The organism is Herbaspirillum frisingense (assembly GCF_047325095.1).
Classification (GTDB): domain Bacteria; phylum Pseudomonadota; class Gammaproteobacteria; order Burkholderiales; family Burkholderiaceae_D; genus Herbaspirillum; species Herbaspirillum frisingense.
Window position 1 is genome coordinate 914,597 of record NZ_CP168558.1, and the last position, 20,095, is coordinate 934,691.

Consider the following 20,095-nt stretch of genomic DNA (forward strand, 5'->3'; position numbering starts at 1 on the left):
TGCGGCCGCACCCACGCACCGTCATCGGGGAGCTGCGCCATGCTAGGCAACTTCCTCGGTGTGCTCTTCGACGGCATCGCCTACGGCAGCCTGCTATTCCTGATCAGCGTCGGCCTGTCGGTGACGATGGGCATGATGAACTTCATCAACCTGGCGCACGGCGCCTTTGCCATGCTGGGCGGCTACGTCTGCGTCAGCCTGCTCAATCGCATGGGTGTCCCCTTCCTCGCGACCCTGCCGCTGGCCTTCCTGGCGGCTGCCGTTGTCGGGCTGGTGCTGGAACGTTCCCTGTATCGCCGTCTCTACAAGGCCAGCCACCTGGATCAGGTGCTGTTCTCCATTGGCCTGACCTTCATGGCCGTGGCCGGCGCCACCTGGCAGTGGGGGCCGACCCAGCAACCGGTGGTGCTGCCGGACTGGTTGCGGGGCCAGGTCTCCCTGCTGGGACTGGATGTGGGCGCCTATCGCGTCTTCCTGATTGGCGTGGTGGTGATTGTCACGCTGGCCCTGGGCCTGCTGATCGAACGCACGCGCTTCGGCGCACAGATCCGGGCCTCGGTGGATAACCAGGTGGCCGCCGCCGGACTGGGCATCAACGTCAGCCGCGTGTTCAGCCTGACCTTCGCGCTTGGTTCTGGCCTGGCCGGTCTCGGCGGCGGTCTGGGCATCGACGTGCTGGGGCTGGACCCGACCTTCCCGGTCAAGTACATGGTCTATTTCCTGCTGGTGGTGGCCGTGGGTGGTGCCGGTACCATCAAAGGGCCGCTGCTGGCGGCCATCATCCTGGGCGTGTTCGACGTGGCCGGTAAATACTATGTGCCGGAGATCGGTGCCTTCGTCATCTATGGTCTGATGGTGGTGCTGCTGATCCTGTTCCCGGCCGGACTGATGCGGAGGCGCGGATGAGCATCGTGAATTCCGCCTCGACTTCTACCTCGACCACCTCCACCACCTCCGCCGTCAGTCCGGGAAAGCCGACCATGAAGCCTGCCCTGCACCTGCCCAATGACCGCTGGACGCCGCTGGAGATATTGTTCTGGCTCTTGCCGGTAGCCGCCTATTTCGTCTTCCCCGATTACCTGGTGCTGATCAGCCAGATCATGATCGTGGGCCTGTTCGCAATCTCGCTGGACCTGATCCTGGGCTATGCCGGCATCGTTTCGCTGGGTCATGCGGCCTTCTTCGGGCTGGGCGCCTACACGGCAGGTCTGCTGGCCGTGCATGGGTGGGGCGAACCGATCACCGGCCTGCTGTTGGCAGCAGTGGTGGCCGCCATCGCCGGCTTCCTGGTGAGCTTTCTGGTGGTGCGCGGGGCTGACCTGACTCGCCTGATGGTGACGTTGGGCATCGGCCTGATGCTGTTCGAAGCGGCCAACAAGGCGGCCTTCATCACTGGCGGTGTCGATGGGCTCTCGGGCATGGTGATGAGCAAGATCTTCGGTGTCTTCGAGTTCGACCTCAACGGGCGCGTGGCCTATGTGTACAGCTTCGCGGTGCTGCTGGTCCTGTTCGTGGTACTGCGGCGGCTGGTCAATTCACCGTTCGGTCTGGGGCTCAGAGGCATCCGCGAAGGTGGTCGCCGCATGCCTGCCATCGGTGCCGACGTCAGCCGCCGACTGGTCGTGATCTTCACCGTGGCCGCTGCGGTGGCCGGTGTGGCCGGTGCGCTGCTGGCGCAGACCACGCAGTTCGTGGGCCTGGACGTGCTGGGTTTTCCGCGCTCGGCCGAGTTGCTGATCATCCTGGTGCTGGGCGGTACCGGTCGCCTGTATGGCGGCCTGGTCGGTGCGCTGGTCTACATGCTGGCGCAGGATTATCTGTCCGGGCTCAATCCGGCCTACTGGCAATTCTGGATCGGCCTGCTGCTGATCGTGATCGTGCTGTTCGCCCGTGGGGGTTTGCTGGGAGGCCTGGCCGTGCTGCGTGACAAATTCTTCAAGGGAGGCCGTGCATGAGCCCGCATCCATCCATCGGTGACACCACGCTGCGCACTGAAGGCCTCACCAAGCGCTGGGGCAGTTTCGTTGCCAACAGCGATGTCTCGCTCAGTTTCGCTCCCGGGGCGCGCCATGCCCTGATCGGCCCCAACGGCGCCGGCAAGACCACTTTTATCAACCTTCTTACCGGCGGCTTTGCCCCCAGCAGCGGCAAGGTCTGGTTCGGCGGCGAAGACATCACGTCCCTGCCGCAGCATGAACGCGTCAAGCGCGGCATGACCCGCACCTTCCAGATCAATACCCTCTTCGCCGGCCTGACCGTGCTGGAGTCGGTGGTACTGGCGATCCAGGAACGGCGCGGCATGCAATACAAGTGGTATCAGACCGTGGCCAGCCAGACCGAGGTGGTGGAGGAAGCCATGTCCCTGCTGGCTTCGCTCAAGCTGGAACAGGACGCCAACACCCTGACCCGCAGTCTGGCCTACGGCAGGCAGCGGCTGGTCGAGATTGCGCTGGCCCTAGCCACCCGGCCCAAGGTATTGCTGCTCGATGAGCCGGCGGCAGGCATCCCCTCGGCCGAGAGTCGTGAACTCTTCGAAGTCATCGCGCAATTGCCGCGCGAGGTCACCATCGTCTTCATCGAGCATGACATGGGACTGGTGTTCCGCTTCGCCGAGCGCATCACCGTGCTGGTGGGCGGCAAGGTGCTGGTGGAGGGAACGCCGGCCGAGATCGCCGCCGACCAGCGGGTCAGGGAAGTCTATCTGGGGGAGGCCGAACATGCGTGAACTGCTGACGCTGGAGAAAGTGACCGCCGGGTATGGTGAATCCATCGTACTGGAAGACGTGTCCTTCGCGATGAACGAAGGCGAGAGCCTGGCCCTGCTGGGCCGCAACGGCGTGGGCAAGACCAGCCTGCTGATCACCCTGATGGGCTTGACCCGCATGCATGGCGGCAGCATCCGCTGGCGCGGTGGCGATATCGTGCGTGTACCCACGCACAAGCGCGCCCATGCGGGCCTGGGGTGGGTGCCGCAGGAACGTTTCATGTTCCCCTCGCTGTCGGTGGAAGAGCATCTCACCGTGGTCGAACGCGGCGGCCAGTGGGACCTGAAAAAGATCTACCAGATCTTCCCGCGCCTGCATGAACGCCGCAACAATATGGGCAACCAGCTCTCCGGTGGCGAGCAGCAGATGCTGGCCATCGCCCGTGCTCTCATGGTCAGCCCCAGCATCCTGTTGCTGGATGAACCGATGGAAGGCCTGGCCCCGATCATCGTGCAGGAACTGCTCAAGGTGATCCGTCGCCTGGTCAGCGAGGAGGGCATGTCGGTGATCGTGGTGGAGCAGCACGCCCGCATGGCGCTCTCGCTCACGCAGCGTGCCATCGTGCTGGATCGTGGGCGTATCGTGCATGCCTCCGACAGCCAGAGCCTGCTCGACGATGGCGAGAAACTGGACCGCCTGGTGGCAGTGGCCTGAACTGAGTCCCCGGATATCAGCTGGCAGGGTTCGCATCCTGGCCGCGTTGTACGATGCCATCCGTCCGTGGCCAGGCCATCAGGTCGAGCACGCCGTTGCTGCCGATGTCATGTTCGTCCCGGGTATGCAAGACCTGCACGACCGGGCGAGTCAGGTCGGCAGGGTTCTGGCGGATCACCCGCCCCGCCAGTCCCGACTCCAGTCGGACTAACGAGCCTACGGGATAGATGCCCAGGGTCTTGACGAAAGCCAGCAATAGGTGGCGATCGAAATGTCCTTCCCAGCTGGCCATCTGGTAGAGCGCATCGGCCGGGTCCCAACCCTGTTTGTAGGGACGCTCCGAGGTCAGCGCGTCATAGACGTCGCAGATCGCCGTCATCCGGGTGTACTGGGTGATTGCTTCGGCTGCCAGGGCATCGGGATAGCCGCGCCCGTCCAGCCTTTCATGGTGATGCAGGCAGACCTCGCAGGCATAGGCAGGCATGTCCGGGTTCTGGATCAGGTATTGGTACCCCAGTTCCGGATGCCGCTTGATCAGGGCGAATTCCTCGTCGCTGAGCCTGCCGGGCTTGTTGAGGATGTCGTCGTCGATGAAGGCCTTGCCCACATCATGCAGATAACCGCACAGTCCTGCCTCGCGACAGGCCGACTCGCTCAATCCCAGCGTCCTGCCCAGGGCCACCATCAGCGCGCATACCGCTACCGAGTGCAGGTAGGTATATTCGTCATTGAGCTTGAGGCGCAGTACGCTGAGCAAGCCGGTCGGATCGCGCAGCACCGAGCAGGCGATCTCTTCCACCAGGTCCACGCATTGCGGTAGTGCCACCACCCTGCCCATGCGGGCCGCGGTGAACATGCTGCGGGTGAGCTCCCGTGCATGTTCGCGCAGGGCGATGGCCTGTTCCTGGGCCGGGTCATCGGCCGTCCTGGCTACGATGGCCCCGACAGCAAGGGCGGCATCTTCATCAGTGTCGTCCCGGGTGTCCCCTGGCGGCACCGAGATTCGATCATCTTCGACCACCGCCGTCACATCCCGACCACGCGAAATATCGATCCAGCAATAGGCGATGCCGCTGGCGCGTGCCTGTTCCAGGTCGTTCTCGTGCTTGAGCAGGAAGCGGGTCTTCCAGAACGGATGATTGAGCCAGCCGGCGTCGAAGCCGCAAAAGTACATCCCGAGGACCAGCTCCGCGACATTGATCTTCTTGAGCATGTTGTGGACGGGGTATGTCCGTGCGGAAACTATCGTCGCGTAATCATACCGTTCTGACTTTATTTGAGAATCCGTTAATCACGAATAACGTTTATTCGACATTGGAATTGGTAACTATTTTCAGGCGCTGTATGTTCGGCATCTTTCATGTGGGAAATGGGAGGGGAGAATGGCCAATTTCGATCTGAATCTATTGCCGATCGCCTTGGCAATCTTCGAGGAGCGCAGTGTCAGCGCGGCTGCAAGGAAGCTCGACATGAGCCAGCCTGCGGTGAGCATGGCGCTCAACAAACTGCGCAGCGCACTGGGTGATCCGCTATTCGTGAAGACCGGGCGCGGCATGCAGCCGACACCGCGCGCCTGCACCCTGATCGACCCCACCCGCGAAATCCTGCAGCGGGTTCATGCCGAAGTGCTGGCCAGCGAACAATTCACGCCGGCCACGACCACCAAGCGCTTCGTGCTGGCGCTGTCGGATATCGGTGAGCTGATGTTGTTGCCGAGGTTGCTGCAGCGGGTTCGTGACGAGGCTCCGCATGCCTCCGTGGAGACGGTGACGATGTCGCCCGAGGCACTGGTCGTGGCGCTGGAAAGCGGTGAGGTGGACCTGGCCATCGGCTATTTCCCCGACTTGAAGAACCGTAACTTCTTCCAGCAACGGCTGTTCTCACATGATTTCGTCTGCCTGCTGCGCGCCGAACATCCGCTGCTGGCGCAGGAGATCAGTCTGGATCAGTTCCTTGCCATGGGGCATATCGTCATCAATGCCGAAGGCCGTGACGAACCCATGTGCGAGCGTTTCCTGCTACGTCGCAAGATCAGGCGTCGGGTAGTCCTGTCGACTTCCCATTTCATGTCTATCCCGCTGTTGATCGCCACCTCTGACCTGATCGCCACTGTCCCGCGTGCCTTCGGCGAGTTCGTGGCACGCTTTTCCAATATCCGGCTGGTGGAGCCCGGGTTTGAGATGCCATCCCTGGACCTCAAGCAGCACTGGCATCGCAAGTATCACAAGGATGGCGGCAATGCCTGGCTGCGTAGCCTGACGACGGCGCTGTTTCCGACGGGTATGTAGCAAGTGGGACCGGCCTCAGTCCTCATCGCAGCTTTCGTTGCGCAACCTGGCCAGCGGGGCGCGGCTATGCGGGTTGTTTTCGTGCACCAGCTTGTCCAGCAGCAGCATGAATTGCGCTTTTTCGGCGTCATCCAGCGGTGCCAGGATGCGCTTGCGCAGCCGCTGCAATCCGGGAATCAGTTCCTGCAGCAGGGCCTCGCCGGCCGGCGTGATGCGCAGGGCGCGCTGGCGGCGGTTGTGCGGAATCACTTCGCGCACCAGCAGACCTTTTTCTTCCAGCCGCGCACAAACGGTGGCACCGGTGGACGTGTCGATGGCCACCAGCCCGGACAGCGTCACCTGATCGATGCCGGGGTGGTTGGAGAGCATGCGCAGGATGGCGTATTGCACCGGCGTGACCACGCCGCCGGTCTCGTCATGGAAGATCGAGACCGAAATCTGCTGGGCGCGCCGCAACAGGTGACCGGGATGTTCGTACAGGTCGATCAGCTGGCTTTCTTGGTCGGGGTGCGGTGTGGTGGACATGGTGTGGTCAGTCGATGAGCCGTGGCTCGCAGTTCGGATCGGCAGGGCGACGAGGTGAGCGGCAGTGTAGGGCAGGCCCGCGCTTTCCCTCAATCAATTGATGCAACGCGCAACGAAAAAACTCCGCCAGTGAGTTTACTTGCGCAGCGGATTAGCGGATACTTTTCTCATACATTCAGTGTACTGAATATTAAAACAAAAAAGCAGGAGACCCAAGACTGATCATGGCGCCGGCCGTCCGTGCTGCGCGCCGATTGAGGAATTCACCCGAGAGGAGACTGTCATGTTCCCCAAGAATGCCTGGTACGTTGCCTGTACCCCCGACGAAATTGCCAGCAAGCCGCTGGGCCGCCAGATCTGCGGCGAGAAGATCGTGTTCTATCGTGGCGCCGAAGGCAAGGTCGCGGCGGTAGAGGATTTCTGCCCGCATCGTGGTGCGCCGCTGTCACTGGGTTTCGTGCGCGACGGCCAGCTGGTGTGTGGCTACCACGGACTGGAAATGGGATGCGACGGCAAGCCCGTCAGCATGCCTGGCCAGCGGGTGCGCGGCTTCCCGTGCATCCGCAGTTTTGCGGTGGTGGAGCGCTACGGTTTCATCTGGATCTGGCCGGGCGAGAAGGAGCTGGCCGATCCGGCCCTGATCCATCATCTCGAATGGGCGGACAACCCCGAGTGGGCGTATGGTGGCGGTCTCTATCACATCAACTGCGATTACCGGCTGATGATCGACAACCTGATGGATCTCACGCATGAGACCTATGTGCATGCCTCCAGCATCGGCCAGAAGGAAATCGACGAGGCCCCCGTGAACACCCGCGTCGAAGGTGAGCAGGTCATCACCAGTCGCTACATGGAAAACATCATGGCGCCGCCGTTCTGGCGCATGGCCTTGCGCGGCAATGGCCTGGCCGATGATGTCCCGGTGGATCGCTGGCAGGTCTGTCGCTTCACCCCACCCAGCCACGTCATGATCGAAGTCGGCGTGGCCCATGCCGGCCATGGCGGCTACGAGGCGCCCGCGCAGCACAAGGCATCCAGCATCGTGGTCGACTTCATCACGCCCGAGACCGAGACCTCGCACTGGTACTTCTGGGGCATGGCACGTCATTTCCGTCCCGAGGATCAGGAACTGACAGCCACCATTCGTGACGGCCAGGGCAAGATCTTCGGCGAGGACCGTGAAATGCTGGAACTGCAGCAGGCCAACCTGCTGAAGTATCCCGAGCGGCGCCTGCTGGCACTGAACATCGATGCCGGCGGCGTGCAGTCGCGCAAGATCCTCGACAAGTGGCTGGCCCGCGACGCCGAGGCCGGCAAGGCCGCAGCGGCATAAGGGGGCAGCATGACGACATTGCAAGTCAAGGTCGCCGCACGTCGCGAAGAGGCCGAGGGCATCATCGGCCTGGAGCTGGTGGCCGTCGATGGTGGGCCGTTGCCGGAGTTTGCAGCCGGGGCGCATATCGATGTGCATCTGCCGGGCGGCTTGCTGCGCCAGTATTCGCTGTGCAATGCGCCGCATGAACGGCAGCGCTACCAGATCGGCGTCCTGCGCGATCCGCAGTCGCGTGGCGGCTCGCTGGCCGTGCATGATGCGCTGAAGGTGGGCGACCTCATCACCATCAGCGCGCCGCGCAACCAGTTCGCATTGCAGCCGGCGCCGCACAGCCTGCTCCTGGCCGGCGGCATCGGAGTCACCCCCATCCTCTGCATGGCAGAGGCATTGGCCACCGCTGGGGCTTCGTTCGAGCTGCACTACTGTGCGCGCTCGCCAATGCGCCAGGCATTTCGCGAGCGCATTGCCGCTTCGACCTTCGCCGAACGTGTCGTGCATCACTACGACGATGGCGAGGCCGATCAGAAACTCGACCTCGACGCCTTGCTGTCCAGGACCGATCCCGCCACCCGTCTCTATGTCTGCGGCCCAACCGGCTTTATTGCACACGTGCTGGAGACGGCCCGCAGACGCGGCTGGCCGGAGTCGCAGCTGCACTTCGAGTATTTCGGCGCAGCACCGGCGCAGGCCGACGGCAACGCCGCCTTCGACGTGAAGCTGGCCAGCAGCGGTCAGGTCTATGCCATCCCTGCCGGGCGCACGGTGATCCAGGTGCTGTCCGAGCATGGCGTGGATGTGCCGGTGTCGTGTGAGCAGGGCATCTGTGGCACTTGCCTCACCCGCGTGCTGGAGGGTGAACCCGATCATCGCGATCAGTACCTGACCGATGAGGAGCGCGCCGCCAATGACCAGTTCACCCCTTGTTGTTCCCGCGCCAAGAGCGCATTGCTGGTGCTGGATCTTTGAATAACTAAAGAGAGGAGACACGATGAGCGAATTGATCGATGCAAGGCGCCGCCAATTGATGCTGGCCGGCGCAGCACTGACTGCGACGGGACTGCCCTTGCTGGCGCGTGCCGCCGACCCGGTTAAGGTCGGCCTGATCGTGCCGATGTCGGGGCCATTTGCCTCGACGGGGCGGCAGATTGAGGCGGCGGTGAAGCTGTACCAGCAGAAGAACGGCGACAGCGTGGCCGGGCGCAAGGTGGACATCCTGCTCAAGGATGATGGTGGTGTTTCACCCGACGTCACGAAGCGACTGGCGCAGGAGCTGGTGGCGCGTGACAAGGCACAAGTCCTGATGGGCTTCGGCCTGACGCCGCTGGCGCTGGCGGCAGCTCCCATCGCGACCCAGGCCAAGGTGCCGATGATCGTGACGGCAGCGGCTACCTCCATCATCGTGCAGCGTTCGCCCTATATCGTGCGTACCGGTTTCACGCTGGCGCAGGTGACGTCGCCACTGGCGTCATGGGCAGCGAAGAACGGGATCAAGAGCGTGGTGACCTTCGTGTCGGATTATGGGCCGGGGCTGGATGCGGAGAAGGTGTTCGTGAAGACCTTCGGCGAGGCAGGCGGCAAGGTGGTGGAGAGTGTGCGGGTGCCGTTGCGCAATCCTGACTATGCGCCCTTCCTGCAGCGGGTGAAGGATGCGCGGCCGGAGGCGTTGTTCGTCTTCGTGCCCTCGGGTGAGGGGGCGGCGGTGCTCAAGCAGTTCACCGAGCGTGGGCTGGGCGCGGCGGGGATACGGCTGATCTGTACCGGAGATGTGCTGGATGATGATCTGATGGCCGGGATTGGTGCGGCGGCCAAGGATGTGGTGAGCAGTCATCATTATTCGGCGGCGCATGCTTCTGCGGCCAATAAGGAGTATGTGGAGGGGATCGCGCAGGCCAATAAGGGGATGCGGGCCAACTTCCATTCTGTGGGGGCGTATGACGGTATGCATCTTCTGTATGAATCGCTGAAGAAGACGGGGGGGGATGCCGATGGTGAGAAGTTGCTGGCGGCGATGAAGGGGATGAGCTGGGAGAGTGTGCGGGGGCCGGTGAGCATTGATGCGGGGACGCGGGATATTGTGCAGACCGTGTATATGCGCAAGGCTGAGGCTAAGGGGAATGAGTTTTACAACGTTGAATTCGATAAGGTGGAGAAGGTGCGGGATCCTGGGGGTTGAGTGGTTTCGCAGCTTGGTCGTTGGGTTGTTGTGTAGTTGGGCTGGGGTAGTTTGCACGGAAGTTCTTCCTGCGCCCTGGCTTAATTTCTATCTTTCTCCGGGCGGAGGGGAGCGCCGGGGGCGGCCCGGCAGCCGCTCACTTTTCTTGCTTCGCCAAGAAAAGTAAGCAAAAGAAGGCGACCCCTGAGAGCCAGCCCTCCTGCGGAGGGTCCCCCCCCCCGCCGCGCAAAAAGTGGGAAAAATAGAGTCGCTTCGCTCCCACTATTTTTCTTGTCCACTTTTCGCTCCGCTGCGGTGGCTGGCTCTAAGGGGAATAGCCATACGGGCTCGCCTTCGGCCTCGCCATGGGCCGACTCGCCTTCGGCTTTGTCGGAGGGGGGCGATGTGATGTCGGTGAATCTGAAGTTGGAATGGCTGGTCCAAGGAGTTTGTTGGATCGAAGAGAGCCGAAGCGCCAGCGAGCCCTCCGCGAAGCCGAAGGCGAGCCAGATCGGCTGTCCGCTTCTGACCCGCCGCGTTGGCACCCACGAGAACGGATCAGGAAAATAGTGGGAGCGAAGCGATTCTATTTTTCCCGTTCTCGTGGGTGCCAACGTGGGGACCCTCCGAAGGAGGGCGGGGCAGTAGCGGTCGCCTTCTTTTGCTTACTTTTCTTGGCGAAGCAAGAAAAGTGAGCGGCTGCCGGGCCGCCCCCGGCGCTCCGTTCCGCCCGGAGAAAGATAGAAATTAAGCCAGGGCGCAGGAAGAACTTCCGTGCAGACTACCCCAGCCCAGCCCAGCCCAGCCCAGCAAAAAATTCACAGCCCTTCAATAAACCCGGCAACCAGCCCATCAAACACCACAGGCTGCTCCACCGCACTGATATGTGAAGCCCCGGCAATCACCTCCAGCCTGGCAGCAGCAATCGCATCCATCAGGACCTGTGCCATGGCCACCGGCGTCCCCTGATCCAGCTCCCCGGCAATCACCAGCGTAGGCACCTTGATGGCACCAAGCCGTGCAGTGGTATCCACCGTCCCGACCGCATGACAGCATCCGATATAGCCCACTGCATCGGTAGTGACCAGCCGATGACGATAGCGCGCCACCGTCGCCCCGTGCGCCGCCCGGAAGCCCTCATGGAAATAGCGCCCCATCACAGCATCGGCAATCGCCTCGATTCCGTCCGCACGCACGGTAGCAATACGCTGCTGCCAGGCCGCCTGTGCCGCCTCCGGGTAGGCCGAGGTGGTATTGGCCAGCACCAGCGCCCGCACCAGTCCGGGATGCCGCAACGCCAGCTCCTGCCCCACCATGCCACCCATGGAAAGACCCACCCATACCACCGGCCCGGTATCGAGCTCACGCAGCAGGCGCGCCGCATCGTCGGCCAGGTCGGCCATGCTGTAGAGGCCATCCAGTTTTTCCGAACTGCCATGCCCGCGATGGTCATAGGCAATCACGCGGCAATCCTCCGACAGCCTGTTGGCCAGCCCATCCCACATCATCAGGTCGGCACCCAGCGCATGTGATAGCACCACCGTATGGCGCGGAGCCTTGCCGTTACGGGGCTCGCGCAAGGTGTAATGCAGCGCCGGGGAAGAGGAGGTCCGACCTGCGCGGCCGATGCCGGGATGCACACTGTCCGCAGGCGCCTGCGGCGCAACCACATAGCCGATCTGCTCACCCACTTCACGCAGGATTTTCTGCGCGTGGGTGAAGGCGGTATTGCCCGCCGGGACGCCGGCATAGACTGCTGCCTGGATCATGACTTCCTTCATTTCGTCCGGCGTCAGACGAGTCGCAGGATCGGCGGTGAGGCCGGCACGGACGTGCAGTTCGAATTCTTCCCAGCGGCCCAGGGCGATGGTGATGGCCAGCACGATGATGCGGCGGGTCTTGTGGTCCAGACCGGGGCGGCCCCAGATTTCGTTCCAGGCGAAGCGGGTGATGAGATTCTGGAAGTCGGCATTGAAGTTGGTGGCGTTGGCCACCGACCGGTCCACCCACTGATCGCCCAGCACACTGCGGCGGTTGCGCATGCCGCGCTCGAAGTCATGGTCCAGCGGATCGTAGCTCATGGTGTTCTCTCTCTGTCTTGGTGTGTTCTTGTTGCGGACGCTGCACTCAGGCGGGTGGCTTGCCTTGTGCAGCCTGCATTCTTTCAAGCTGCTGCTCGGCCAGGCGGTGTGCCGGGCGGGTCGCGATGACGGGGTCGAACAGGGCGCGCAGATGCGCGCTGTCCAAACTCTTGTGCAGCGATTCGTCAGACTCCACCGCCGCGACCAGCAGGTCCACCAGCTGCCCGCCCTCGGCCACGGTCTTGCGCGTCAGTTGTTCCAGCAGGGCATGCGCACGCGGGCGGCCGATCACGGTGGCCAGCGCGATGGAGGCCGATTCGGCAAATACCAGTCCCTGCAGGGCATCGATGTTGCGCAGCATGCGCTCCTGGTCGATCTGCAGGCCGGCGAAGGCTTCATTGAGCGCACGCAGGGCGCCATGCACACCGAGGAACAGGGCCGGCCATTCGGCCAGTTCGGCTTGCCAGTTGCCCAGGCCGCGTTCGTGCTGCTGTCCCATGGCGGCCAGCAGTGCAGCGGCTTGCTGTGGGGCGCGGGCAGCGGCGGCCAGCGCGATCATGGACGAGACCGGGTTGCGCTTGTGCGGCATCGCCGAGGAACCGCCACGGCCGTTGCCGGAGGGTTCGGCCAGTTCGGCGATCTCGCCTTGCGCCATCAGCGACAGGTCGGTGGCGATCTTGCCCAGGCTGCCGGCCAGTACGGCCATCTCGGTACCCAGCCTGATCCATTGGTCGCGCTGGGTATGCCAGGCGGCTTCGGGCGTGGCCAGTTCCAGCGCCGCCGCCATGCGGGCGGCGACCGCCGGTCCTTTGTCACCCAGTACCGCAAGCGTGCCGACTGCACCGCCCAGTTGCAGTTGCAGGGCATGACTGGACAAGGTCTGCAACTGCGCCCGCGAGCGCTGTAGCGGCGCGGCCCAGCCGCACAACTTGAAGCCCAGGCTGGTGACCTGGGCCGGCTGCATCAGGGTGCGCGCCAGTACCGGTGTTTCCAGATGGCTGCGTGCCAGTTCCAGCAGTCGCTGCGTCAGGGTCGCCAGTTCGGCGTCGATCAGGTCGAGTGCGTTGCGCGTGACCAGCACCATGGCCGTGTCCAGTACATCCTGGCTGGTGCTGCCCCAGTGCACATGGGTCGCGGCTTCTTCGCTGTAGAGCGCAACCGTACGCTGCAATTCCTTGACCAGGGGGATGGCCAGTGCGCCGGCACGGCGGCCGGCCACGATCAGCGCCGGGATGTCGTACAGCGGCGCCCGGCAGACACTGGCGATGGCGCGGGCAGCGGTCTCGGGAATCACGCCTTCGGCGGCTTCGGCCTCGGCCAGCGCCTGTTCGAAGCGCAGCATGGCTTGCACCACGGCCTGGTCGTCGAAGACGGCGATCATCTCGGACGTGGTGAGGAAGCTGTCGAATATGGAAACGCTCATGAAATCTCCAGGTTGATCCGCCGCCATGGTGCCGTAACGCAAACGGGATCCGGCAGGCCTGAGCCTGCGGATCCCCTGTTGCTGGCGCCGTGGGTGGCGGTCAGTTCAGATCAGATGTAGTCGAAGAATACCGTCTCGTGCTCGCCCTGCATGTGGATATTCCACAGATAGCTGCCATCTGCCTGCTTGCGGGCGATGAGGGTGTCGCGGCGGTTCGGCGGTACCTGTTCCAGCAGTGCCGATTGTGCCAGGGCCGGGTCGTCTTCCAGGAACACCGCGCTGAACTGGTGTTTGACCAGGCCACGGGCGAACACGGTGACATAGGCCACCGGCTTGCCGGCGGCTGCCTGCGGTTGCGAGATGGAGAAGGCGAAGCCGCCGTCTTCGCCGCTCGGTACGCGACGATAGCCGGGGATGGCATGGGCGCTCTCGGCCGGGGCGCTGCCGGGCAGCCAGGCCTCGGCCCAGGCGTCGTTGATGGGCTGGCCGTCGCCGTCGAAGATGGCACCGCGAACCTTGATCTGCGCGGCGCTGCTGTCCACGCGGGCGGTCAGTTCCACGGCCCAGGCCCAGGCTTCGTGAGGGAAGGGGCCGATGGTTTGGGAGGTGGTGATATTGCTCATGTCTGCTCCTGCTCAGTCTGTGTGTCAGATACCCATGGGCGTGCCGTTGCGGCCGCGCAGGACGATGTCGAATTCGTAGCCGAGCATCTTGTCGTCCACCGTCTCTTCCAGCGAAAAGCGCGAGATCAGGCGCTGGCGGGCAGCCTTGTCAGGGATGCTCTGGAAGATCGGGTCATAGTCGAACAGCGGGTCATTGGGGAAGTACATCTGCGTGACCAGGCGCTGCGCATAGACGTTGCCGAACAGTGAGAAGTGGATGTGCGCCGGACGCCAGGCCTTGTGGTGGTTGCCCCAGGGATAGGGGCCGGGCTTGATGCTGACGAAGCGATAGCGACCGTCATCGTCGGTGAGCATCTTGCCAAAGCCGGTGAAATTGGGGTCCAGCGGCGCATCGTGCTGGTCCTTCTTGTGGAAGTAGCGGCCGGCGGCATTGCATTGCCAGACTTCCAGCAGGGAATTGCGTACCGGCTTGCCGTCTTCGTCCAGCACGCGGCCGGTGACGACGATCTTCTCGCCCAGAGGTTCGCCCTTGCCCTGCTTGGTCAGGTCCATATCGTGCGGCAGGATCAGCCTGGGCGAGGCAAACAGGTTGGTGCCGGTGGCGGTCTCGTCGCGCACGCGCAGGGGCGCCTGGGTGGGACCGCGCTTGGCGGTGGATTTGTAGGGGGGGTAGATCAGTTCCGGATAGACACCGGGTTCGATGGCATCGAATTGCATGAGGTCTCCTCAGGTCGTTAGGGGCGGCTGCGCCTGCACACATTGCCGTGCTAGCTGGAATGTGCGATTTGCGCGCCGTGCTTGGGCGTGGAGAGATAGTAGGCAAGCACCCGGACTGCCTCAAGGCCAACGCAGCGCAGCATATTCGCCATTCGCCCGCTTTGTGCGAGAATCGCACAAATGCCCGGTTTTTTGCAGCAAGCCTGCGGTGACCGGTATCAACTTGTCTTATCCACAGGGCGGGGACGCATGCAGCAAGAGCGAATCGACGAGGACATGGCCGAGGACGACGAGGCGGGGCCGCTGAAGCGCGACCTGGTGGCGGGCCTGGAAAAGGGCCTGCAGGTCATCGAAGCCTTCGACCAGGAGCGCTCGCGCCTGACCATCGCCGAGGTGGCGCATTTGACCGGACTGACCCGCGCCGCCGCCCGGCGGTATCTCATCACGCTGACCCATCTGGGTTACATGCGCCACGACAACAAGACCTTTTCGTTGACGCCGACGGTGCTGCGGCTGGGCCAGTCCTACCTGCACTCGGCACGCCTGCCGCGCATCGTGCAGCCCTTGCTGTACCGGCTGGCCTATTCGCTGGGCGAGGCGGCCTCGTGCGGGGTGCTGGACCACGATCAGCTGGTGTGCGTGGCGGCGGTGAGCGCGGGGCAACTGGTCTCGACCACCCTGCAGCCAGGCACGCGCGTACCGGCCTATTGCACCGCCAATGGCCGCATCCTGCTGGCCAATCTGCCTCAGGCGCAGCTCGATATCATCCTGTCCCGTGCCCAGCCGGAGGCCATTACCGTCAACACCATCACCGATCCCGAACGCCTGGCCCTGGAGATTGCGCGCGCCCGCGCCCAGGGTTATGCGCTGGTGGATCAGGAACTGGAACTGGGCCTGCGCACCATGGCCGTGCCGGTGCGCAACTTCCGCGGCGAGGTCGTGGCGGCCATGAACATCAGCGTGCATGCGGGGCGGATGAAGCTGGAGGACATGGTCGAACGCTGTCTGCCGGCCATGCTCAAGATACAGGTGGAACTGGGTGCACTGCTCTAGGGCCAGGACGGGGTCGGTACCGTCGGCTCATTCCTCCACATGCGTGCGCCGGTACTGCTTGGGCGTCACGCCCATGTGTCGTTTGAAGAGACGGCTGAAGTAGGCGGGGTCCTGGAAGCCCAGCTCATAGGCGATGGTCGCCACCCCGGATGGCACATAGGTTAGCTTGCGGCAGGCTTCCAGGATCAGCCGCTGCTGCGCCAGGTCGAAGGCCGAACGGCCCGCCAGTTTCAGGCACAGGCGGTTCAGGCGGCTGGGCGTGACGCGCAGCTTGTCGGCATACACCGCGACTTGCCATTGTTCCCGGAAATGTTGCTCCACCAGCGTGCGGAAGCGACTGAACAGTTCGAAATCCCCGCGTCCGCTGAGCTCGGCCGAGCGATGGTCAGCCTCCAGTCGCACCAGTAGCAACATCACGCTGCGTGCCAGCCATTCCAGCATCAATGCGTGCCCGGTGCGGGGCGCGGCTGATTCGGCGATCAGCAGGCGCAGCAGGGTTTCCATGCGGGCATGCAAGTCCGGAACCCGCCCCAGTTCGATGGCCATCGGTCGCAGGAACAGCGGAGAAAACAGCTCGCCATGGGCCTCGCCGCCACCGCCTGAAAACACGATGTGCGGGTCCACCGTCAGCACGAAACCTACCGCCTGTTCCGAAAAGTCAAAGCCATGCACCAGTGACGGATGGATGGTGATGACGACCGGGCCGTCATAGTCCCATACCTCGTCCTCCATCAGCGCGCTGACATGGCCGGACATTAAAAAAAGTACCTGAAAAAGTCCGGCATGTGTGTGCGGTGCAATATGCCAGTCATGGATGCGGCTGCGCGTCTCGATCAGTTCGATATGGACCGATTCGGCATCATCCGGCCGCACAGCCTCGCCGTACAAGGAAAACTGGGGGACCTCGCTGGTGCGGGGTTTGTTGCGTGCCAGGGGCATGGGGTCTCCGTCCGTCGCGCTTTGGGTAGGGTTTGTCGTTCTGTTCTGTAAAAATAGTACAAGTTTTTGCCGGGATCATCCATTTTTATATGGTCGCCTGGCGACTAAGATTCGCTCCATACCAGAACAAAAAACAACCTTCATTACGGAGACCCCCATGCGTACCCAAGTCGCCATCATCGGCGCCGGCCCGGCCGGTTTATTGTTATCCCATCTGTTGCATCTCAAAGGCATCGAATCGGTCGTGCTGGAAACCCGCAGCCGCGAAGAAATCGAGTCCACCATCCGCGCCGGCGTGCTGGAACAGGGCACCATGGACATCCTCACCGATACCGGCGTGGGGGAACGCATGAAGCGCGAAGGCGCCTTGCACCATGGCATCGAACTGGCCTTCGGCGGGCAGCGTCACCGGATCGACCTGACTGAGTTGACCGGCAAGGCCATTACCGTCTATGCCCAGCATGAAGTGATCAAGGACCTGGTGGCTGCGCGCCTGGCGGCACAGGGGCAACTGCTGTTCGAGGTCAGCGGTACCACGATCGAAGGTGTCGACACCGACAAGCCTCGCGTGCGCTTCATGCACGCGGGTGAACAGCATACGCTGGAGGCCGATTTCATTGCCGGCTGCGACGGCTTCCATGGCGTCTCCCGCCCGGCCATTCCGGACAGCAAGCGCCAGGACTATCAGCGGGTCTACCCCTTCGGCTGGTTCGGCGTGCTGGTGGAGGCGCCGCCGTCCTCGGACGAGCTGATCTATGCGCAGCATGAGCGCGGTTTCGTGCTGGTGAGCACGCGCTCGCCTACCGTGCAGCGGCTCTACTTCCAGTGCGACCCCAAGGACAGCGTGGACAACTGGAGCGATGACCGCATCTGGAACGAATTCCACTGCCGCCTGGAAAATGGCGACGGCTGGCGTCTGAAGGAGGGCAAGATCTTCCAGAAAGGCATCATCGGCATGCGCAGTTTCGTGTCCACGCCGATGCAGCACGGGCGCCTGTTCCTGGCCGGCGATGCGGCCCACATCGTGCCACCGACCGGGGCCAAGGGGTTGAACCTGGCAGTAGGGGACGTCAAGCGCCTGGCCGAGGGGATCGAGGATTTCTATCGCACATCCAGCGAGGAAGGCCTGGCTTCCTATACCGAACTGGCGCTCAAGCGCATCTGGCGCGCCGAGTACTTCTCATGGTGGATGACCAGCATGCTGCATACCTTCGAGGACGCCTCGCCCTTCCAGCGGCAGATACAGCGTGCCGAACTGGAGAACGTGGTCAATTCGCGGGCGCTGTCGACGGCGTTGGCGGAAAACTATGTCGGCGCCTTCTGAACCTGGGCAAGACTTCCATTGACGATGACGCCCGCGCAAGCGGGCGTTTTCATTGGTGCGGGTCGGGCGCTGGCAAGGTGCCGGTTCCGTCCTCGTCACCGCGCGCAAGCAAACGGCGATAGTGGCGTCGGGCAACGTAGACACAGGCGTGCCAATAGCACTGTGCACCGACAAGTGCTCCGGCGATGCTGCCGGGATAGCCCATGCCGATACTGCGTCCCAGCCCCGCCAGCAAGGCGCAGGCCAACAGGCCCAGCCAGGTCTGCCAGTGATGAAACAGACGCAGCGAGACGCCTCGCCAGCGCGCAAGGCGTTGCCGGCGGTCAAGGCAGGAAAGTTCGGGTATCTGTTTGAGCGACCAGTAGATTTTCATGCCAGGCTCCGTGTTTTCCCGCCGTGGCGCGGGGAGAGGGACGTGCTGCAATCTGGACTTCGATGGGGGACATGCTTGAGCATCCATGTTGGCACAGCGCTCTGACATTGCACTGACGCTGAACTGACATAACGATGTCGTTTTGCAGGCGGGTGATTTTCCAGCAGAGGCGAATCGAAGCAGCTCGTCGAACCAGGCTCTACAATGCCGCCATGAACTTGCCCGAACTCCATACCCATCTGTGGGATGCCCTGCGCCTCGGCGCCAGTCCCACCCGATCAGCTTTTACCATCTGGCAGCTTGCGACCCTGGGGCTGGACGGTGCGCCCCAATTGCGCTCCATCGTCTTGCGCGAGGCTGACGAGTCGACCGGCACGCTCGCCTTCCACACTGACCGGCGCTCTCCCAAGCTGGCCGACATCGATGCCGATGACCGGGTGGCCATGCTGTCGCTGGATTTGGATCGACATGTGCAACTGCGCCTGAACGGCAGGGCGCGCCCGGTGCAGGACGGTGCGCGTGTGCGACGCATGTGGGACGGGGCGCGGCCGCATACGCTGATCCTCTACCAGACGCCATATGCACCGGGGACGTTCATCGCCCAGCCGGAGGATGGCCATGTTCCGCCAGAGCCCGCGCACAGCGGCTTCGACAATTTCACCCTGGTCGAGGTGGTGCTGGATGCCATCGAATACCTCGACCTGACGCCGGATCAGCATTGCCGCGCCGTGTTCCGCCGCGACGACGGCGCGTGGCGCGGACAATGGATCGCGCCCTGAACGGGTGACGCCGTATCAGGCCAGCGCGGGATAGGTAAAGCCGAGGAAGTGCACGGCATTGAGCGCGAAGTGGACCGCGATGGCGGCTTCGATGCGACCACTGCGCTGGAAGACGATGGCATAGCCGAGACCGGCCACACTCGCCAGTGCGGCATAGACCATCCCTCCCCCCAGATGGGCCGCGCCGAACAGCACGGCCGACACCACGACGGCCAGCAATTGCCCGCCGCGCAGCGTGTGCAGCGCCAGTTGCAGGCGCTGCTGGATCAGCCCACGGAAGAAGGCTTCTTCCGCCACCACCGTCAACAACAGGTTGATGGCGAGGAAGGTGGCGGCAAAGGGCGGCCACTTGGCTTCGGGCCGCACCATGCCGAGCAGCCAGCCCGACAGCATGACCACTACGATGGTAAGCAGGCCCGGCAGCAGTGCGCGGCGCAGTGCGGCCTGCCATTGCTTGCATGCATGGCAACGCGGCGCCAGCAGCGCCAGCAGCAACAGCCCGGCAGCACCCTTGTCGAGATTCGCATACAGCATGAAGGGTAGCGCGTCCTGCGTGACGGCCTGGCGCGGCAGGACCAGCGGATTGAGAAAGCCCGGCCAGCGATGCATGGCCAATAGCAGGCTCAGCACGATGACCGGGATCAGCCACATGCCGGCCGGCCATGCGTGTTGTGCATGGCGTGCATGGGCGGCTCGCCACGCGCTCACGCCCAGCAGCAGCAAGCCGAGCACGCCGGTCACGGTGAGCTGGCCGTTGAGCAGGGCCGCGACCACGGCCAGCACCAGCAAGAGCAGCCAGGGCGGCAGCCGCATCGGGCCACGCAGGGGCAGCGCAGGAAGCCAGACGGTGCAGATGGCCAGCATCAGCAGCAGGGTGGCGGTGAGAGATGGTAGCGATGGCTGTGAGGGCAACGAAAGCAACGAAAGCAACGAGAAGGCGGACATTGGCGGCTACGACAGATGTCGGATTGATGGGAGCGGTGTTTTACCATGATGGGCGACCTTGAAGTGGCGCAGGCGCATCATTTCATGAAAACATTGCGCAATTTCGGTCAGGATTTCGCCT

The 20,095-nt window shown here is 63.3% G+C and carries 20 protein-coding genes; 11 read left to right on the top strand and 9 right to left on the bottom strand.

Going from position 1 to position 20,095, the window contains the following annotated elements; translation table 11 throughout:
* Positions 1-39: 39 nt before the first annotated feature.
* From ACEOAC_RS04280 to ACEOAC_RS04295, 4 genes are read left to right on the top strand one after another with little or no spacing between them, the layout of a single operon-like run.
* Positions 40-906: a branched-chain amino acid ABC transporter permease gene (locus ACEOAC_RS04280; protein ID WP_077235997.1), complete on the top strand. Its 867-nt coding sequence runs from the start codon at positions 40-42 to the stop codon at positions 904-906.
* On the top strand, positions 903-1,955 hold the full coding sequence (locus ACEOAC_RS04285) for a branched-chain amino acid ABC transporter permease (RefSeq protein ID WP_241813520.1): 1,053 nt from the start codon (positions 903-905) through the stop codon (positions 1,953-1,955). Before ACEOAC_RS04280 ends, ACEOAC_RS04285 begins: the two co-directional genes overlap by 4 nt.
* Entirely contained in the window at positions 1,952-2,725 is a 774-nt protein-coding gene (locus ACEOAC_RS04290) for an ABC transporter ATP-binding protein (RefSeq protein WP_413444799.1), read from the top strand. The genes ACEOAC_RS04285 and ACEOAC_RS04290 overlap by 4 nt, the downstream gene beginning before the upstream one ends.
* Complete coding sequence (locus tag ACEOAC_RS04295) at positions 2,718-3,419, top strand: ABC transporter ATP-binding protein (RefSeq protein ID WP_180671184.1); 702 nt, start codon at positions 2,718-2,720, stop codon at positions 3,417-3,419. Before ACEOAC_RS04290 ends, ACEOAC_RS04295 begins: the two co-directional genes overlap by 8 nt.
* Before the next feature lie 16 nt (positions 3,420-3,435).
* Here the strand turns inward: ACEOAC_RS04295 and ACEOAC_RS04300 are convergent, their stop codons facing one another.
* On the bottom strand, positions 3,436-4,632 hold the full coding sequence (locus ACEOAC_RS04300; protein WP_413444798.1) for an HD-GYP domain-containing protein: 1,197 nt from the start codon (positions 4,630-4,632) through the stop codon (positions 3,436-3,438).
* A gap of 169 nt (positions 4,633-4,801) precedes the next feature.
* Here ACEOAC_RS04300 and ACEOAC_RS04305 point away from each other — a divergent pair, with 169 nt between their 5' ends.
* Positions 4,802-5,707, top strand: a complete 906-nt coding sequence (locus ACEOAC_RS04305; RefSeq protein ID WP_039874051.1) for a LysR family transcriptional regulator — start codon at positions 4,802-4,804, stop codon at positions 5,705-5,707.
* Positions 5,708-5,722: 15 nt separating this feature from the next.
* Here the strand turns inward: ACEOAC_RS04305 and ACEOAC_RS04310 are convergent, their stop codons facing one another.
* A complete protein-coding gene (locus tag ACEOAC_RS04310; protein ID WP_077235993.1) occupies positions 5,723-6,232 on the bottom strand; it encodes a MarR family winged helix-turn-helix transcriptional regulator in 510 nt (169 codons plus the stop codon).
* 283 nt (positions 6,233-6,515) lie between these two features.
* Here ACEOAC_RS04310 and ACEOAC_RS04315 point away from each other — a divergent pair, with 283 nt between their 5' ends.
* Genes ACEOAC_RS04315 through ACEOAC_RS04325 form a run of 3 tightly spaced genes read left to right on the top strand, consistent with a single transcriptional unit; the run spans position 6,516 to position 9,738 of the window.
* On the top strand, positions 6,516-7,565 hold the full coding sequence (locus tag ACEOAC_RS04315) for a Rieske 2Fe-2S domain-containing protein (RefSeq protein WP_413444797.1): 1,050 nt from the start codon (positions 6,516-6,518) through the stop codon (positions 7,563-7,565).
* Between the two features lie 9 nt (positions 7,566-7,574).
* Positions 7,575-8,531: a PDR/VanB family oxidoreductase gene (locus ACEOAC_RS04320; RefSeq protein ID WP_413444796.1), complete on the top strand. Its 957-nt coding sequence runs from the start codon at positions 7,575-7,577 to the stop codon at positions 8,529-8,531.
* Positions 8,532-8,553: 22 nt separating this feature from the next.
* On the top strand, positions 8,554-9,738 hold the full coding sequence (locus ACEOAC_RS04325; protein ID WP_413444795.1) for an ABC transporter substrate-binding protein: 1,185 nt from the start codon (positions 8,554-8,556) through the stop codon (positions 9,736-9,738).
* A gap of 797 nt (positions 9,739-10,535) precedes the next feature.
* Here the strand turns inward: ACEOAC_RS04325 and ACEOAC_RS04330 are convergent.
* From ACEOAC_RS04330 to pcaH, 4 genes are all read right to left on the bottom strand, one after another.
* A complete protein-coding gene (locus ACEOAC_RS04330) occupies positions 10,536-11,798 on the bottom strand; it encodes an alpha/beta fold hydrolase (protein WP_413443516.1) in 1,263 nt (420 codons plus the stop codon).
* Between the two features lie 46 nt (positions 11,799-11,844).
* Positions 11,845-13,221, bottom strand: coding sequence for a 3-carboxy-cis,cis-muconate cycloisomerase (gene pcaB / locus ACEOAC_RS04335; RefSeq protein WP_413443517.1), 1,377 nt, complete (start codon positions 13,219-13,221; stop codon positions 11,845-11,847).
* Positions 13,222-13,331: 110 nt separating this feature from the next.
* Positions 13,332-13,844 (bottom strand): protocatechuate 3,4-dioxygenase, encoded by a 513-nt coding sequence (locus tag ACEOAC_RS04340; protein WP_102663457.1) that lies wholly within the window; start codon positions 13,842-13,844, stop codon positions 13,332-13,334.
* Between the two features lie 24 nt (positions 13,845-13,868).
* The gene (pcaH, locus tag ACEOAC_RS04345) at positions 13,869-14,561 is read right to left on the bottom strand and encodes a protocatechuate 3,4-dioxygenase subunit beta (protein ID WP_006461669.1); all 693 of its coding nucleotides are present in this window, start codon (positions 14,559-14,561) and stop codon (positions 13,869-13,871) included.
* 249 nt (positions 14,562-14,810) lie between these two features.
* On the opposite strand from pcaH, the gene ACEOAC_RS04350 reads away from it, so the two are divergent.
* Positions 14,811-15,614 (top strand): IclR family transcriptional regulator C-terminal domain-containing protein, encoded by an 804-nt coding sequence (locus tag ACEOAC_RS04350; protein WP_413443518.1) that lies wholly within the window; start codon positions 14,811-14,813, stop codon positions 15,612-15,614.
* A gap of 27 nt (positions 15,615-15,641) precedes the next feature.
* On the opposite strand, the gene ACEOAC_RS04355 is transcribed toward ACEOAC_RS04350, so the two are convergent.
* On the bottom strand, positions 15,642-16,553 hold the full coding sequence (locus tag ACEOAC_RS04355) for a helix-turn-helix domain-containing protein (protein WP_180671032.1): 912 nt from the start codon (positions 16,551-16,553) through the stop codon (positions 15,642-15,644).
* A 157-nt stretch (positions 16,554-16,710) separates the two neighbouring features.
* Here ACEOAC_RS04355 and ACEOAC_RS04360 point away from each other — a divergent pair, with 157 nt between their 5' ends.
* Positions 16,711-17,877, top strand: a complete 1,167-nt coding sequence (locus ACEOAC_RS04360) for a 4-hydroxybenzoate 3-monooxygenase (protein ID WP_413443519.1) — start codon at positions 16,711-16,713, stop codon at positions 17,875-17,877.
* A 49-nt stretch (positions 17,878-17,926) separates the two neighbouring features.
* Here ACEOAC_RS04360 and ACEOAC_RS04365 read toward each other — a convergent pair whose 3' ends face one another.
* Positions 17,927-18,250 carry a hypothetical protein gene (locus ACEOAC_RS04365; protein WP_413443520.1) on the bottom strand — a complete coding sequence of 108 codons (324 nt, stop codon included), beginning with the start codon at positions 18,248-18,250 and terminating at the stop codon, positions 17,927-17,929.
* A 212-nt stretch (positions 18,251-18,462) separates the two neighbouring features.
* Between ACEOAC_RS04365 and ACEOAC_RS04370 the strand changes: the two genes are divergently transcribed.
* Complete coding sequence (locus ACEOAC_RS04370) at positions 18,463-19,029, top strand: pyridoxamine 5'-phosphate oxidase family protein (RefSeq protein WP_413443521.1); 567 nt, start codon at positions 18,463-18,465, stop codon at positions 19,027-19,029.
* 15 nt (positions 19,030-19,044) lie between these two features.
* On the opposite strand, the gene ACEOAC_RS04375 is transcribed toward ACEOAC_RS04370, so the two are convergent.
* Positions 19,045-19,974, bottom strand: a complete 930-nt coding sequence (locus ACEOAC_RS04375; protein WP_413628705.1) for a CPBP family intramembrane glutamic endopeptidase — start codon at positions 19,972-19,974, stop codon at positions 19,045-19,047.
* Positions 19,975-20,095: the final 121 nt, after the last annotated feature.

Excerpts from the sequence above, each read along its gene's own strand:
- ACEOAC_RS04280 (WP_077235997.1), top strand. The coding sequence starts at position 40 with ATGCTAGGCAACTTCCTCGGTGTGCTCTTCGACGGCATCGCCTACGGC.
- ACEOAC_RS04285 (WP_241813520.1), top strand. The coding sequence starts at position 903 with ATGAGCATCGTGAATTCCGCCTCGACTTCTACCTCGACCACCTCCACC.
- ACEOAC_RS04290 (WP_413444799.1), top strand. The coding sequence starts at position 1,952 with ATGAGCCCGCATCCATCCATCGGTGACACCACGCTGCGCACTGAAGGC.
- ACEOAC_RS04295 (WP_180671184.1), top strand. The coding sequence starts at position 2,718 with ATGCGTGAACTGCTGACGCTGGAGAAAGTGACCGCCGGGTATGGTGAA.
- ACEOAC_RS04300 (WP_413444798.1), bottom strand. The coding sequence starts at position 4,632 with ATGCTCAAGAAGATCAATGTCGCGGAGCTGGTCCTCGGGATGTACTTT.
- ACEOAC_RS04305 (WP_039874051.1), top strand. The coding sequence starts at position 4,802 with ATGGCCAATTTCGATCTGAATCTATTGCCGATCGCCTTGGCAATCTTC.
- ACEOAC_RS04310 (WP_077235993.1), bottom strand. The coding sequence starts at position 6,232 with ATGTCCACCACACCGCACCCCGACCAAGAAAGCCAGCTGATCGACCTG.
- ACEOAC_RS04315 (WP_413444797.1), top strand. The coding sequence starts at position 6,516 with ATGTTCCCCAAGAATGCCTGGTACGTTGCCTGTACCCCCGACGAAATT.
- ACEOAC_RS04320 (WP_413444796.1), top strand. The coding sequence starts at position 7,575 with ATGACGACATTGCAAGTCAAGGTCGCCGCACGTCGCGAAGAGGCCGAG.
- ACEOAC_RS04325 (WP_413444795.1), top strand. The coding sequence starts at position 8,554 with ATGAGCGAATTGATCGATGCAAGGCGCCGCCAATTGATGCTGGCCGGC.
- ACEOAC_RS04330 (WP_413443516.1), bottom strand. The coding sequence starts at position 11,798 with ATGAGCTACGATCCGCTGGACCATGACTTCGAGCGCGGCATGCGCAAC.
- pcaB (WP_413443517.1), bottom strand. The coding sequence starts at position 13,221 with ATGAGCGTTTCCATATTCGACAGCTTCCTCACCACGTCCGAGATGATC.
- ACEOAC_RS04340 (WP_102663457.1), bottom strand. The coding sequence starts at position 13,844 with ATGAGCAATATCACCACCTCCCAAACCATCGGCCCCTTCCCTCACGAA.
- pcaH (WP_006461669.1), bottom strand. The coding sequence starts at position 14,561 with ATGCAATTCGATGCCATCGAACCCGGTGTCTATCCGGAACTGATCTAC.
- ACEOAC_RS04350 (WP_413443518.1), top strand. The coding sequence starts at position 14,811 with ATGCAGCAAGAGCGAATCGACGAGGACATGGCCGAGGACGACGAGGCG.
- ACEOAC_RS04355 (WP_180671032.1), bottom strand. The coding sequence starts at position 16,553 with ATGCCCCTGGCACGCAACAAACCCCGCACCAGCGAGGTCCCCCAGTTT.
- ACEOAC_RS04360 (WP_413443519.1), top strand. The coding sequence starts at position 16,711 with ATGCGTACCCAAGTCGCCATCATCGGCGCCGGCCCGGCCGGTTTATTG.
- ACEOAC_RS04365 (WP_413443520.1), bottom strand. The coding sequence starts at position 18,250 with ATGAAAATCTACTGGTCGCTCAAACAGATACCCGAACTTTCCTGCCTT.
- ACEOAC_RS04370 (WP_413443521.1), top strand. The coding sequence starts at position 18,463 with ATGAACTTGCCCGAACTCCATACCCATCTGTGGGATGCCCTGCGCCTC.
- ACEOAC_RS04375 (WP_413628705.1), bottom strand. The coding sequence starts at position 19,974 with ATGTCCGCCTTCTCGTTGCTTTCGTTGCTTTCGTTGCCCTCACAGCCA.